This window comes from Mycobacterium europaeum, assembly GCF_002102155.1.
GTDB classification, from domain to species: domain Bacteria; phylum Actinomycetota; class Actinomycetes; order Mycobacteriales; family Mycobacteriaceae; genus Mycobacterium; species Mycobacterium europaeum.
The window spans coordinates 186,141-198,909 of sequence record NZ_LQOU01000051.1; the positions used below are offsets into that span (position 1 = coordinate 186,141).

General features: G+C 66.5%; 10 protein-coding genes. 3 read left to right on the top strand and 7 right to left on the bottom strand.

Going from position 1 to position 12,769, the window contains the following annotated elements; translation table 11 throughout:
* Window positions 1-32: 32 nt before the first annotated feature.
* The 7 genes from AWC03_RS22800 to AWC03_RS22830 form a co-directional block, all read right to left on the bottom strand.
* On the bottom strand, window positions 33-1,214 hold the full coding sequence (locus AWC03_RS22800; protein WP_085242960.1) for an acyl-CoA dehydrogenase family protein: 1,182 nt from the start codon (window positions 1,212-1,214) through the stop codon (window positions 33-35).
* 28 nt (window positions 1,215-1,242) lie between these two features.
* Entirely contained in the window at window positions 1,243-3,570 is a 2,328-nt protein-coding gene (locus AWC03_RS22805; RefSeq protein ID WP_085242961.1) for an acyl-CoA dehydrogenase family protein, read from the bottom strand.
* 147 nt (window positions 3,571-3,717) lie between these two features.
* Window positions 3,718-4,572, bottom strand: a complete 855-nt coding sequence (locus AWC03_RS22810) for an NAD(P)-dependent oxidoreductase (RefSeq protein ID WP_276328784.1) — start codon at window positions 4,570-4,572, stop codon at window positions 3,718-3,720.
* On the bottom strand, window positions 4,572-5,765 hold the full coding sequence (locus tag AWC03_RS22815; RefSeq protein WP_085242963.1) for a thiolase family protein: 1,194 nt from the start codon (window positions 5,763-5,765) through the stop codon (window positions 4,572-4,574). Before AWC03_RS22815 ends, AWC03_RS22810 begins: the two co-directional genes overlap by 1 nt.
* Window positions 5,766-6,008: 243 nt before the next feature.
* A complete protein-coding gene (locus AWC03_RS22820; RefSeq protein WP_085242964.1) occupies window positions 6,009-6,467 on the bottom strand; it encodes a MaoC family dehydratase in 459 nt (152 codons plus the stop codon).
* Window positions 6,468-6,733: 266 nt separating this feature from the next.
* Window positions 6,734-7,030 carry a hypothetical protein gene (locus AWC03_RS22825; protein ID WP_085242965.1) on the bottom strand — a complete coding sequence of 99 codons (297 nt, stop codon included), beginning with the start codon at window positions 7,028-7,030 and terminating at the stop codon, window positions 6,734-6,736.
* A 9-nt stretch (window positions 7,031-7,039) separates the two neighbouring features.
* On the bottom strand, window positions 7,040-8,539 hold the full coding sequence (locus AWC03_RS22830; RefSeq protein ID WP_085242966.1) for a class I adenylate-forming enzyme family protein: 1,500 nt from the start codon (window positions 8,537-8,539) through the stop codon (window positions 7,040-7,042).
* A 295-nt stretch (window positions 8,540-8,834) separates the two neighbouring features.
* Between AWC03_RS22830 and AWC03_RS22835 the strand changes: the two genes are divergently transcribed.
* From AWC03_RS22835 to AWC03_RS22850, 3 genes are all read left to right on the top strand, one after another.
* A complete protein-coding gene (locus tag AWC03_RS22835) occupies window positions 8,835-9,575 on the top strand; it encodes a FadR/GntR family transcriptional regulator (protein ID WP_085243128.1) in 741 nt (246 codons plus the stop codon).
* 890 nt (window positions 9,576-10,465) lie between these two features.
* A complete protein-coding gene (locus AWC03_RS22845) occupies window positions 10,466-11,233 on the top strand; it encodes a FadR/GntR family transcriptional regulator (RefSeq protein WP_085242968.1) in 768 nt (255 codons plus the stop codon).
* A 551-nt stretch (window positions 11,234-11,784) separates the two neighbouring features.
* A complete protein-coding gene (locus tag AWC03_RS22850) occupies window positions 11,785-12,768 on the top strand; it encodes a Rieske 2Fe-2S domain-containing protein (RefSeq protein WP_085242969.1) in 984 nt (327 codons plus the stop codon).
* Window position 12,769: the final 1 nt, after the last annotated feature.

Below are 12,769 nucleotides of genomic sequence, written 5' to 3' on the forward strand. Positions count from 1 at the left end.
GGCGGAGGGGCCCTCGCCCGGCGAGCAACTGGTTACCGTGGCAGGCCGAGCCCGCGCTCGGCGATGAGATTGCGCATGATCTCACTGCTGCCACCGGCGATGGTGAAGGCGCGGGCATAGAGCCACTCGTCTTGCCAGCGCCCGCTGTCGAGCACGTGGGGGTCACCGCCCACCAGGACACCGTCCTCCCCCGCCAGGTCGACGGCGAAGGTTGCGATGGCGAGGTTCAGTTCACTGAACATCAGCTTGGCCATCGCGGCGTCGTGCATGCGCTCGGTGCCGCGGGTCCATCGGGTGATGTTGGCGTAGGTCAGCGCCGAAAGGGCGTCCACCTCAGCGGTGAACATCCCGATCTGGTCACGGACCCGGTCGCTGTCGAGGGCGCGGCGGCCGTCGATGGTGACCCGGCGGGCCAGATCGGTCAGCGCTTCCACCGCCAGTCGCAACTTGACGACGATGGCGCCGACGTTGCTGCGTTCATGGGCCAGTGTGGAGTTGGCGATCGCCCATCCCTGGCCGGGCTTGCCGATCATGTTCGCCGCAGGGATCTCGACGTCGTCGAGGAACACTTCGTTGAAGTCCGAAGTCCCGGTGATCTCGCGTAACGGACGCACTGTGAGACCGGGTGTGGACATGTCGCAGATGAATGCGCTGATGCCTTGGTGCTTGGGCGCGTCGGCATCGGTGCGGGCCAGCAGGTAACCGTACTGCGCCCAGTGCCCGTCGGTCGTCCACACCTTCTGGCCGTTGACGCGGTAGATGTCCCCGTCGAGCACCGCCTTGGTGCGCAGCGCGGCCAGGTCGCTGCCGGCGCCGGGCTCGGAGAACAGCTGGCACCACTTCTGCTGGCCCGCGCGGATCGCCGGCAGGTGCCGGCTGCGCTGCTCTTCTGTGCCGTAGGCGATCAGCGCCTGGGCGGCCAGCACGTTACCGCTGGGTAGGCCGGGCGCCTGCGCCCGCGCCAGCTCCTCGCCGACCACCACCCCGTGTTCAGTCGTCCAGCCGTCGCGGCCACCGTATTCGGCCGGCCAGTCCGCGCCGGCGTAGCCGGCCTGATAGAGCCGGGCCGCCCACTGATTGAGGAGTTCATTCTCGTGGGCGTCCTCGGCACTGCGGACGCCAGCGCGCGGCGGGATCGCCGGTGCATGCGTGGCGATGAACTGCCGTACCTCCGCGCGGAAGGCCTCCAGTTCCGGACCCGTCCCATATTCCATCGATCTACTGCCCTCCGTCAGCGAATCGTCATCGTGCCAATGCCCGTTCGAGGCGGCGTTCCTGCAATGGGGCCAGCAACTCGCGTGCGGCACGGTCGCGCAGCGCGTCGGCCCGGCCTACCGCCACGGCGTTGGCCTGGGCGCGGCGCAGCAGCAGATGGGCGGGGTGCTCCCAGGTGAAGCCGATCCCGCCGTGGATCTGAATGGTCGCTTCGGCGGCACTTACCGCGCCGTCCAGGGCTGCTGCGGCGGCCAGATCGACCAGGCAGTCCGACTCGTCGCCGTCCAGATCCGCGTCGGCGGCGGCCTGCACCTGGCTTCGCGCGCCTTCCAGGACGACGAGCATGTCGGCGCAGCGGTGCGAGATCGCCTGGAAGCTGCCGATCGACCGGCCGAATTGCTGACGTTCACCGGCCCAGGCAACCGCCATGCTCAGTGCGCGGGCCGCGACGCCGACCGAGTCGGCGGCCACGGCCAGCAGAGCCCGCCGCCGGGCGGCACGCAGACCGTGCCGAAGAGTGCCGCCGGTGCACAGCGGCTGTCCGGTCGCGCCAGTGAGGGTCACCGAACCGATGGTTGCGGTCAGGTCCAGCGGCTGCTGCGCTGCGACGTGCACGCCCGCGATGCCGGGATCCACGGCGACGAGCAGTTCACCCTCGCCGCCCTCCGATCGGGCCACCACCAGCAGAATCTTCGCCACCGGGGCTCCGGCCACGATGGGCACGACCCCGGTGAGCGAGCCGTCCCACACCGGCAGTTCGATACCGCTGGTGACCCAGCCGTCATCGTGGAGGGGCACCGCGAACGCGGCCGGAGCCCCGGCAGTGATCCGCCGGGCTATCGCAGTGGCGCCAGTCTGCACGGCGACGTCGAGGGCGATGACGGTGGGAACGAGCGGTGCGGGCACCAGCGCCGCGGCGGCCTCCTCGATGGCCGCGTACAGCAGCCGGGGCGCGGCGCCGGCGCCGCCCGCCGATTCCTCGACCGCCAACCCGGGCAGCCCGAAGTCGACCAGCGCCGACCACACCGCGGGGTCAGCGATGTCGAAGCGGCGCCCGGAGTCCAGCAGCGCGGTCACGTCGACACGCGCGGGCAGGGCCTTGGCCAGCACAGCGCGTAACTCGACTTCGCTGGGATCGGCCACGGCCAGCGGGGCGCCCGGAATGACGGCTGGGGCCCGGGTGCCCTCGCCACGGTGGGACGGCAGGCCCAGCACCGCCTCGGCGATGGTGTTGCGCTGGATCTCGGCGGTGCCCGCCCCGATGGTGGTGGCGCGGCTCATCAGGTAACCGTAGGTCCAGCGGCCGCCGTCTACGGCGTCGGCGGCACGGCTGCCCAGCGCGGCGTGCGGACCGCCGGCGCGCAGGGCCAGGGCATGCATGCGTTGCTCGAACTCCGACTTGACCAGCCGGTTGACCGAAGCGACCCCACCGGGATCCTCACCGCGCAGCACGGCCGACAGCGCCCGGGCGCTGTTGGCCGCGATGGCGCGCACGTCGGTCTCCAGTCGGGCGATGTGCTGGCGCACCAGCGGATCGGAGTCGAGCCCGCGGGTCACCAGCAGTGCGACCACCTGGTCGACCGTGCGGCGGTACCTGAACTCATCGGCGAGGAATGCCGTGGCACGTTCATGGCCCAGCGAGGTCCGCATGATCGACCAGCCCTGTCCTTCGACGCCGACACGATTGTTGACGGGAACCTCCACGTCGTCGAAGAACACCTCGGCGAAGTGCGCACCGCCGCTGATGTCGCGCAGCGGGCGCACGGTAATTCCCGGGCTGTCCATTGCGATCAGCAGGTAAGTGATGCCGTCGGTGCTGCGGCCGGCCGGCCCGGTGCGCACCAGCGCGAACATCCAGTCGGCGCGGTCGGCCATCGACGTCCACACCTTCTGGCCGGTAACCCGATAGATGGCGCCGTCGCGGACCGCACGGGTGGACAGTGAAGCCAAATCGCTGCCGGCGCCCGGTTCGGAGAATCCCTGACACCAGAATTCGTCGGCCCGCAGCAACGGCCGCAGGAACCGCTCCTTCTGCTCCTGCGAGCCGTGGGAGATCAGTGTCGGCGCGAGGATGAACGACAGCTGACACGGGTGTGGCGGCGCGCCGGCCGCCGTGGTCATCCGGTAGTAGTCGAGCTGTTCTTCGACGGAAAGCTCAAGCCCGCCAGCCGATTTGGGCCATCCCGGTGCGGCCAGCCCATGGTCCACGAGCTCAGCATGCCAGGCTCGCGCGGCTTCGACCCGGTCGATCTTGACCCCGCCGCCCTTGGCCTCGGATCTGAGCTCGGCCTGCCGGCGGACGTAGTCGGCAAGCAACACCTGGAGCCGGGGTCGCCACTCGGTGGACTGGTTCACGGAGAGACCTTACATAGTTAACTTGGTGTGTTATCTACTAGCAGTGTCACCATAATGGGCCTTTTTGGCAAGAAGCGGCGATCATCCCCGGAGGATCGGCGCGAGTTACCGGCCGGCGGCAGCCCCGTCGCGGGCGGCCCGCTCGCCCTAGCGGTTGGTTGTCAGGTCCAGTGGCCCCTCGGTGACCACTGCCTGCAGGAGTCCGAGATCCGCTCCGGCCTGTTCGGCGGCGGTGACGGCGACGGCCACGTCTTTAGCCAGGAACGGTGCGGCCGCCTCTGCGAATCTGCCCAGTCCGCCGATGCCTTTTGCGTAGGTTGCCGCGCTGCTGGATCCGCTGCACGCCAGCAGCGCGTCGAGGAATGCGTGCGGCGCGATACCGAGTTGTTCACCGATCTGTGCGGCCGCGGCCAGCAGCTGCGCGTTGGCCGCGAACAACATGTTGTTGATCAGCTTGATTCGAAGCGCGCTCCCGAGTTCGCCGGTGGCGATAATCGGGTTGGCGTAGGCGGCCAGGATCGGTCGCACCCGCTCGACGTCGTCGCCGCACCCGCCGACGAGCACGGTCAGTGTGCCCGCGGCGATGTGGTCGGCGGTTCCGCTGACCGGCGCATCGAGGATCGCTTGTGCGCTCGCGGCGCTATTCGCCAGCTCGGTCAGGGTGGCGGCGCTTCCGGTGGTGTGCGATACGAACACCGCGCCGGGTTTGGCGTTGGCGATGAACCCCTCTGGGCCCAAGCCGGTCTCGCGCAGCTGGGCGTCGGAGAACAGGCAGGAGATCAGAATGTCGCTGTCGGCGGCTAGGCCGGCCACCGACTCGGCTACTACCGCGCCCCGGTCGGCCAGCCGCGAACGCACGTCAGAGCGACGGGCGTAGACGTTCACCGGATGCCCGGCGGCGAGCAGGCGTTTGACCATTGGTTCGCCCAGTTGTCCGGCACCGATGAATCCGATGGTCGGCATTGGCGGTTCCTTTCGTAGAACGGCCCGCGATCGTGAGATCAGCGGCTGCTCAACAACATTGACCCGGCCACCGGTCCGCCGCCGACCCCAACGGCCACCACCTCTGGGGTTTTAGACGCCTGGCACTGCCCGCCCTCACCCCACAACTGGACGCAGGCCTCATGCAGAAAGCCCATACCATGCAGACGTCCACCCGAGAGCTGGCCGCCACTGGTGTTGAGCGGCAGATCGCCATCCAGGGCGATCCGTTCACCACCGTCCACGAATTCGCCGACGCGGCCGTGCTCGCAGAATCCCATGGCCTCCAGCCACATCACCGTCAAGAAGCTAAATCCGTCGTAGAGCTGCGCCATGTCGACGTCGCCGGGGGTCATCGAGGTGTTTTTCCACAGTGTCGCGGCTGAATCGTGGGCGGCCATCGTGGTCACATCGCGGCGTTGATCCCACGTGGCGCGCTCGAACATGCCCGGTCCCACGGATTCCACTGTCAGGGGATGGCGGGGAAGACCGCGGGCGGCGTCGCGGCGCGAGACGATGACCGCAGTCGCCCCATCGCAGGGAACATCGCAGTCATACAGGCACAGCGGTTCGGAGATCATCCGGGCGCCCAGGTAGTCCTCCATCGTCATCGGGTCCCGGTAGACCGCATCGGGATTGCGTGCGGCGTTGCGGCGCGCGTTGATCGCAATCCAGCCCAGTTGCTCACGGGTCAACCCGAAGTCATGCATGTACCGCTGGGCGGGCATCGCCAGCCAATTGGCCGCCGAGAGCGCGCCGAAGGGGGCGACCCACTCCAGGTGCGGCGGCAGCTTGCCGCCGCTGAAGAGGACCGAGGCGCGGCCGCCCCCGGCCTGGTGGGCGGCGGTGGATTCCCATACCGACCGGTACACCACCACGTGATTGGCCAGACCCAGCGTGACCGCCATGCACGCCTCGATCGCCGGGCCGATCTGGCCGGCGGTCTCCATCGCCGAGATGTACCAGCGGCAGCTGAGCCCCAGCGCATTGCGGACCTCGGTGATGGTGGCGCCGGAGAACCCGGGATCAGGCGCCCCCGGGCCGGGATAGCTGGCGATGCCGTCAATGTCGTCGGGCTCCAGACCCGCGTCAGCGATCGCCCTCAGCACCGCTTCCAGCGTGAGCTCCAGGCCAGTGCGTCCCAGCCGCCGCCCCACTTGAGACTTGCCTGCCCCGGTGATGACGGCTTTGCCGTCGAAGGGTCCGTCATTCATGCCGCCACCGGGCCGGGTGGCCCCGACTGGTTGTTGGCCGGCGCCCGACGGACGATACGGTCGCCGACGCCGTTGGCCGTCTCCTGGCTCATAGGTCCTCTCCGGCACATCCCACGACACCGCGCGCTGCACCCCGGCAAATCGATATCGTCAACTGTATAGCGGATTATGCTAAAGGAGCACGTTCCGGTCGGCTGGCCGCGCGGGGGTAATCCACCCGAGCGCCGCGATTCGCAACCGGATTCAGAAGATGTACCGAGCGATCAGCTCGACCACGGCGGCGGGTCGCTCGGACCCCTCAATTTCGAGAGTGTGACGCACGGTGAGGTTGACGGTGTTGTCGTTGACCATGTCAGCAGCGGCAAGCTCGGAACGCACGCGGATCCGGCTGCCCGCGGTCACCGGAGCCAGGAAGCGCACCTTGTTGAGCCCGTAGTTGACCCCCATCTTGGCGTTGTCAACCCGGTAGGTGTCCTTGCTCAATTTCGGAATGAGCGACAGCGTCAAGAAGCCGTGGGCGATCGTGGCACCATAAGGGCTTTCGGCCTTGGCGCGCTCGGTATCGACGTGGATCCATTGCTGATCCTCGGTGACGTCGGCGAACGCGTCGATGCGCTGCTGATCGATCTCTTTCCAGTTGCCGACCCCGAGCTCCTGGCCAACGGTGTCGACAGCGTCTTCGACCGACGTGATCACTTTCATGGTCTCTCCTCGCGCTGGGCTCGATATCGCTATTTATATAACGCTATAGGATGGCGAGGCCACGAGCCCTCACCTGCGCAGCGATGGTGGCCCCACCAGGGTCGCTACGCATCTAATTCCCCCGCGCCGTGGGCAGCACACGATGACTCACTGCGTGCGTCACGACATGGGAGGTGAACTGGCCTCCATCGGGTGGCGGCCCGCGATGCGCTCGCGAACTGCGAGACCGCGCAAGCGGTCGCCGAATACGGTTGTGCGGCAAGCGTTCAGTCGCTGGCCGGCAGTGGCTTGGCTTCTTTGAGGCTCAGCGGGGTATCGCCGATGCTCAGAGTGCCGGCGCCGGCTTTGGTAACCAAGACTTCGGCGGCGTGGTCATCGACGTAGCGCTTGCCCATCAGGTTGCCGTCGGCGAACGCCGGGTTGAGTTCACCGGCACGGTCGGCGCCCAGCGCCACCATCGGCGCGCCCCCGCAGCGCAAATCGTCCAGACTTTCGGCGGACTTGATGACGATGACCTGGGTGTCGCAGACCTGGCTTTGCAGGCGGGTGCCGTTCTTCATCACGGTGCGTCCTCACTTCTGGGCATTAACATTTCGCAGGCTTTCCACGATGTCGCGACGCAGGATCTTGCCGGTCGGATTGGTCGGCAGCTCCTCGCGGAAAACCACGTGGTCTGGTGTTCGCGAACCCCGCAAGTACTTGCGGACGTGCGCGCGCAGTTCTTCGGGGTCTGGGTCGATGTCGGCGGCGGGCACCACCACGGCCACGATCGCCTGGCCCCACTGCGGGTCTTCCACACCGACGACGGCGACTTCGCGCACATCGGGATGTTCGATGAGCACGTCTTCGAGTTCGGCCGGTGCGATGTTCTCGCCGCCGCGGATGATGGTGTCATCGGAGCGCCCGCTGATAAATAAGTAGCCATCCTCGTCGAGGGTGGCCACGTCCCTGGTAGGAAACCAGCCGTGGTCGTCGAGCACCGAGCCGATGCCGGTGTACTTTCCCGACACCTGGTCGCCCCGCACGTAAAGCTCGCCGGTCTCTCCCGGCCCGACGAGGGTGCCGTCGGCGGCACGGACCTGCACCTCGATGCCGGGTACGGGTCGGCCTACCGACGCCAGCCGTTTGGCGATGGCCGCGTCGGGGTGGTTGTGGGCCGTGCGGTGATCATCGGGAGTCAGCACAGCGATGGTCGAGCTAGTTTCGGTCAAGCCGTAGGCGTTGACGAATCCGACTCCGGGCAGCAGGTCCAGCGCCCTGCGCAACAGGGGCAGGCCCACTTTCGACCCACCGTAGGCAAGGTTGCGCAGACTCGGCAGATCTGTCGGCTCCTGCTCAAGCACTGTCACGATGCGCTCGAGCATGGTGGGCACCACCGTGGCGGTGGTTACCTGCTCGTCGACGATCAGCCGGACCCATTGCCGGGCGTCGAAGCTGGGCAGGTACACCATCCGCCGACCGGCGTACAGGTTCGAGATCGCCGCGTTTACCCCGGCGATGTGATACGGAGGCACGCAGATCAGGGCCGCGTCCTCGGGGCTTGCCGAGTCGAACCCGACCGTGCCGGTGATGTAGCTCGTCAGATTTGCATGCGACAGCTCAACCGCTTTCGGCTTAGACGTGGTGCCCGATGTGAAGAGCACGATCGCGATCGCGTCGGGATCGGCGAACCCGTTGGCGGGCGCCGCCGTAGCAGCAGAGGCAAGAAACTCCTCAGAGGTGATCACCCGTTGGGCTGCGGTGGCGATCATGTCGCGGTAGCCGGTGTCGACGACGACCAGGGGGTCAGGCAGCCGTGCGATCAACTCCTGCATCGCCTCGGCCGACAGCCGGTAGTTGACTGGGGTGAATCCGCGCTCCGCACGCGCCGACGCGAAGATCAACGCTGGCAGCATTGCCCCGCCGACACCGACGTAGATGACATGCTGCGCGCCCGACGTGGCGATGACGCCGGACCCGCCGTCGGCGAGATCACTGAGTTCCCGGGCGGTCCAGCGCCGTCCGCCTGACACCAGCGCGGTGCGCTCAGGGTGGGCCTCGGCCGCCATCTCCAGCAGCAGCGAAATACTCACAGCGTTCGTCCCTTGTCGTGTGCCCGCGCGGCAGATAGCCTGCGAGCCTGTGGAGATACCTTAGCGAATCAGATATATAGTTAGCTAGTTGTGGTAGTAGTTTGGAGAACCGGGCATCAGCCGGCGGCGTGTCTGACTAACGCGCGACGTCGCGACGGATCCACTGGGTCAGGGGTGGCGATCAGCGATGACGTTGCACACTGAACTCGCGCGTATGGCCGCCGCCTTCGGGTGCCGGTCGGCTAACCTGTGAATCAGTTAGTGGATTGATGGTGCAGGCCGACGGAGGGACATGATGGAGGTCACCAGCCTTCGCGAGCCGAAGATGGCCGATCGGGTAGCCACCGTGCTGCGCAGGATGTTCATCCGTGGCGAGATCGCGGAGGGCACGATGTTGCCCCCGGAATCGGAGCTGATGGAGCGGTTCGGGGTGTCGCGCCCCACGCTGCGCGAGGCGTTTCGGGTGCTGGAGTCCGAGTCGCTGATCGAGGTGCAGCGCGGGGTGCGCGGCGGGGCCCGCGTGACGCGTCCACGTCGCGAGACACTGGCCCGGTACGCGGGGCTGATCTTGGAGTACGAGGGCGTCACAGTCAAGGACGTCTTCGACGCCCGCGTCGCCTTGGAAACCCCGATGGTCGTCCAGTTGGCGAAAGACCGCGACCCAGCGGTCATCGCCGAACTGGAGGAGATGGTCGAACGGGACGCTCAACTCATCAAAGGGGCCCACGCTACCGATCAGTTGACTGATTTTCATGCCGCGATCGCCCGGCTCTCCGGCAACAAGACGTTGCAGATCGTCAGCGCCATGCTGCATCACATCATCGAAAAGGCCAACCGGTCACTACAGCCCACGGCCGGCACGCGGGCCGAGCAGGCGGTACGGCGATCGGCGAAGACCCACCGGATGATTGTCGACCTGATCAAAGCGGGTGAGGCCGAGAAGGCCGGCGAGCTGTGGAGCCGACACCTGCGCAAGGCCGAGGAATTCGTGTTGACCGGTGCCGAATTGTCGACGGTGGTCGACCTTCTCGAATGACAGAGGTCTGCAGCGAGGAGTTTCTGCAGGCGATCGGAACGCCACTTCATCTCCTGCGCCCCTTCGACATCGACGTGATGGACGCCGACACCAGCCGAGGCACCGCGCTGATGGCGATGTCGCGGACGGCCCTAGTCGATCCGATCCGTTCACGGGCTTACCGACGGTCGGACCGCTGGCCATCCTCGTCGATGCGGTCGGCGGGCTGGTCAACCACTTTCGCCGCGACAGCGATCAGTGGACAGTGTCCGGCGAACGTGCCTTCGATCTGAGCCCCGACACCCAGCGGCGGGCCTCGATCGAGGCCGAAATTCCGGTCAGCGCCGCCGCTTCCACTTTGGGCCCAAAGGGAGCCAGCTCGCTGGCCTTGTGCACGTTGACATATGAGGGCGCCCTAATCGGAAGCGCCACCGTCCGGTCCTATTTCGTCGGCACCTACGATCTCGTCCTCGACGAACCCGACGAGACGGTCTCAGGCGATACGTCATGTGTCGAAACTGCCCCAGCGTGCTTGGGGTCTTAGGTCAGCACCGCAGGCAGGAACGGCGACCGGTTCGATGTGGACGCGACCCTCTCGCACCGCGGCTGGACGGAGCTCATCGAGGTCATCAGGGCAGTCCTGCGGGCCGAGAGGCGCGTGGCGATCCGCCTCCACGCCCGGCTGCGCACCTGCGATTCGGTTATTGTGCGGCTGCACGATCGGCAGAATCGGGGCGCTGTGATTGATGCGCTGCCGCCGCGATGGTTCTTGCCGTCCGTACGCCGTGCTCTGGCCCGGACCCGGTTGTCGCATCGCACTGCAGAACCACGTCCATCGGGGCGGGTTCAACCGCACCGACCGGTGCAACATGGTTTACTGAGTTGTATAGGTTGGCCCAGAGGAGGTTCCGGTGACTCAACGGCAGTCACTTGCGCCGGAGCCGGGTCCGGCTCGGTCGCCGAAGACTTTCGAGCTCGTGGCGGGCACCCTGCGCAAGATGATCGTAGACGGACGACTCAAGGACGGAGACTTCCTCCCACACGAGTCCGAGCTCATGGCGCAATTCCAGGTGAGTCGACCGACCCTGCGCGAAGCGGTGCGGGTGCTGGAGTCCGAACGGCTGGTTGAGGTTCGACGCGGCTCACGCACCGGGGCGCGGGTATGCGTCCCGGGTCCCGAGATCGTCGCCCGTCCGGCCGGACTGATACTGGAGCTTTCCGGGGCGACGCTCGCCGACGTGATGACCGCTCGTATCGCGATCGAGCCGGCTGCCGCCAAACTGCTCGCCGAAGTTGGCACCGTCAAGGCACACAAGGAAGTGAAGCGCCTAGTCGATGCGATTCCGGATGCTTGGGACGCCGGAGAACTGGCCAGTGCATCGGCGAACTTCCACCGCAGGATCGTCGAGCTGTCGGGCAACGCAACCCTGGCGATGATCGCGGGGATGCTGCACGAGATCTCTGAGCGGCACACCACCGCGGCAGTCCTAGCCGCCGAGAACGCGGTGCCCCAAGACCAGTACGACAAACTGCTCCGGTCCTATCACCGCCTCGCCGAGCTCGTCGAGACACGCAACGGCGACCGAGCGGAAACCCATTGGCGCAGACATATGCAGAACGCCGCCGGAGCGCTGCTCAAGGGCTACGAGAAAACCAAAGTTCGCGACATCATGGATTGACAACGCCGGTCGCGCGGCGACGGGTTAACGTCGACCCGACGTGCTCCCACTATGCGATGGCGTTCGCCCGCGCGCCGGAGGAAATCACCGAGGATGCGCGGTCTCGTGCCGCTGGCTAGCAGCGGACGCCGAACTGCAACGGCGGCAAGGCCATCCGGTGATCCGGCGGGCGCAGTGAATTTGTGACGCCAAGTCCCGCCGGTGCGGCAACCGCGGTTCAGCGGCTTCGACGGCGGCACGGGAGCGGCTCATCGCCGGGCCACAGACGTGCTCGATCCACCTCGATTTCGACAACGGTGGCCAACCGGATGGATCCGATCTGCCGTGGGTGCGCCTTCCAATCAACCCGGTCCGCCAAGGCCGATCGTGATCCGCAGATACGTGTTGTTGCGCGGGCTCATGGCTTCGATCCAGGCACCCGCGGGCCGCCGGGGTCCTGTGAGGGTTTACGCGGTGACGGCTGCGCAAAGCTTTGGACGGCGCGGTGCGAGCACGACTAAACCGGTTGTAAGTTTTTGACATATGTGTCAAAGACATGGCACGATCGCGACATGATTCAGGCGCCCAGCATGCAGCCCACTGGTTGGTTTCAAGTCGCCTGGAGCGCCGATGTGCCGGCAGGCGCGGTCAAGCCGCTGCGGTACTTCGGCAACGACATGGTGATCTTCCGCGGCATGGACGGTCACGTCAGCGTGCTCGACGCCCACTGTCAGCATCTCGGCGCCAATCTGGCCCGAGGCGGATTCGTTGTCGAGGACGGCATCCAGTGCCCCTTCCACGGCTGGGTGTGGAGCGGTGAGGGGCGGAATGTGCGGATTCCGTACGAGCCTCGCCCCAACCGGGCACGCAGGGTTCGCCCGTGGCGGGTCACCGAGCTCAACGGCTGCATCTTCATCTGGCACGACACCCAGGGACGCGAACCGCTGTGGCAGCTACCGGACTGGAAACATCTGCTCAATGCAGACGTCGTCACGCAGGACTATCGCCCCCTCGGGGATGACGAGCGGGAATTGTTCTCACAGGTGAAGGTCCACCCTCAGATCATCGCCGAGAACGCTGTTGATCCGCACCACTTCCGCTTCGTCCACGCGACGCCGATCAGTCCGGTGGTGCTCAGCGAGACGATCGACGAGCACGTCTGGCACGCGAAGGTGGGTTTCGGGCGGCGCTGGGCAAACGGGGTGGACCGCGCGGGCGATAACCGCAACACCATCGAAATCTATTGGTCCGGAATCGGATACGCCATCAATGGCGAATGCACCGCCGACGGAGTCCGCGTGATTGCCATCAATGCGACGCCAGTTGGCGATGGCACCTGTGACATCTTTGCCAGTTACTGGATCTCGGGGTCGGACAACTACGCCGAGCGGCTCAAACAGGCGAAAGCCGCTTTGCCCGACGATATCAACATCTGGGAATATCAGAAGTACATGGACAAACCGGCGCTCACGCCATCGGAGGCCGACGGCTTCTATAAGTTGCGGCGCTGGGCTCGCGGCTTTTATCCGCCGGAACCGGTGGCAGTCTCCGGATAGC

Coding starts and splice junctions, on each gene's coding strand:
- AWC03_RS22800 (WP_085242960.1), bottom strand. CDS start 1,214: ATGGAATATGGGACGGGTCCGGAACTGGAGGCCTTCCGCGCGGAGGTA.
- AWC03_RS22815 (WP_085242963.1), bottom strand. CDS start 5,765: ATGAATGACGGACCCTTCGACGGCAAAGCCGTCATCACCGGGGCAGGC.
- AWC03_RS22820 (WP_085242964.1), bottom strand. CDS start 6,467: ATGAAAGTGATCACGTCGGTCGAAGACGCTGTCGACACCGTTGGCCAG.
- AWC03_RS22835 (WP_085243128.1), top strand. CDS start 8,835: ATGGAGGTCACCAGCCTTCGCGAGCCGAAGATGGCCGATCGGGTAGCC.
- AWC03_RS22850 (WP_085242969.1), top strand. CDS start 11,785: ATGATTCAGGCGCCCAGCATGCAGCCCACTGGTTGGTTTCAAGTCGCC.